This window comes from Paenibacillus sp. alder61, assembly GCF_020179875.1.
Classification (GTDB): Bacteria; Bacillota; Bacilli; order Paenibacillales; family Paenibacillaceae; genus Fontibacillus; species Fontibacillus faecis.
Window position 1 is genome coordinate 1 of record NZ_JAIUDG010000050.1, and the last position, 1303, is coordinate 1303.

At 47.0% G+C, this 1303-nt stretch carries 2 protein-coding genes; both read right to left on the bottom strand.

The annotated features are described in order from the left end of the window. Positions 1 to 300, bottom strand: a 300-nt coding sequence (locus LBW89_RS27985; protein WP_225040921.1) for an integrase core domain-containing protein, incomplete at its 3' end; no start/stop codon positions are given. 608 nt (positions 301 to 908) lie between these two features. Next, entirely contained in the window at positions 909 to 1229 is a 321-nt protein-coding gene (locus tag LBW89_RS27295) for a helix-turn-helix domain-containing protein (RefSeq protein ID WP_170287029.1), read from the bottom strand. Positions 1230 to 1303: the final 74 nt, after the last annotated feature.

Sequence of the window (1303 nt, forward strand, 5' to 3'; positions counted from 1 at the left end):
CAGTGTCCTCACCCATATTGAGAACTTCGCTGGAGACATTTTTCTTAAGTTACCGTGAATTTTTCGGTTGTTGTAAAAGTCCATGTATTGGTCTAGTGCCTCATAAGCTTCATCCAGGGTCATAAAGTCCCTCCGGCTAAACAGATGGCGCTCCAGGACGCTGTGAAACGACTCAATGTAGGCGTTCATATTGGGGGACCGTGGCGGAATACGCTCATGAATAAGATCCAAGCTTTCACAGGTATCCCCAAATAGCTTGCTAACGAACTGTGGACCATTGTCTGTACGAACCACCGGCATGGGCTCGCCGGGCTCTATACGGTCTTGCAAGGCATACCAGAAGGTTTGGACGACTTGTTTAGCTTCTCATACCGGGCCTCTATACTGCCCTACTACCATTCGGTCAAACACATCTATAATGCTGAGTATAAAAAAGAACCGGTCCTGCCCGATCGCGTATCCGTATTTAATGTCCATTTGCCAAAGTTGGTTTGACCCCGTTATAACTCGATTTCTCGGTAATCTGCGGGGGTGAGAGCGTAGGCGCTTTCTAGGTTTCTGCAATATGTCTAACTCTTGGCAAAGTCGATAAGACTTCTTTTTGTTGAAGATGAGATCATACTTATCTCGAAGGGATTGGGCTAGAAACTTATAACCATAGACAAACTCTTCTCCTTCAAGGAGTTCGAGCAGCCATTCTTTAATTTGTGCGTCGCTAACTTTCTCACCTGTAGTCGTGTATGAGTATCCCGGCACAGGGCGCCCTGCACGGCTTTCGGTTGGACGTTCTTCGCCTTTTTCTGCCGACTGGGCGAGTCGCTTTTTACGGTCGTAATACGTTGATTCTGACAACCCAAGAATGCGCAGCACAACAGCTGCCGGTTCCCCCCGCTTAATGAATGGGTCGGCTATTTCAAATTTTTCAGATAAGCGGGGTTTTGCTTTTTTAGCAGCTCTCGCAAAATTTCGATTTCGAGTTCTTTTTCACCAAGGACCTTAACGGCCTTTTGGTAGCGTTGCTCTACCTCCTGCAGGCGTTGCAACTCTTGAACATGTTCGTCTGCCGCAGGAATTTCTTCAGGCGAAATAGAGTCCCGATGATCTCGAATCCAACTACGGACAGTCTCAGGGTGGACGTCGTACATTCGAGCCAATACCCCCACCTTAACACCTGCCATCGCTTCTTTCACAACTTTTAAACGTTTTTCTTCATTCAACCTTTTTCCCATACCGATCATCTCCCTTTGTCCTAAGTTTAAATTATTGGGCAGGGAGACTCCAGTTTAATTAGGGGGCCTTAGAG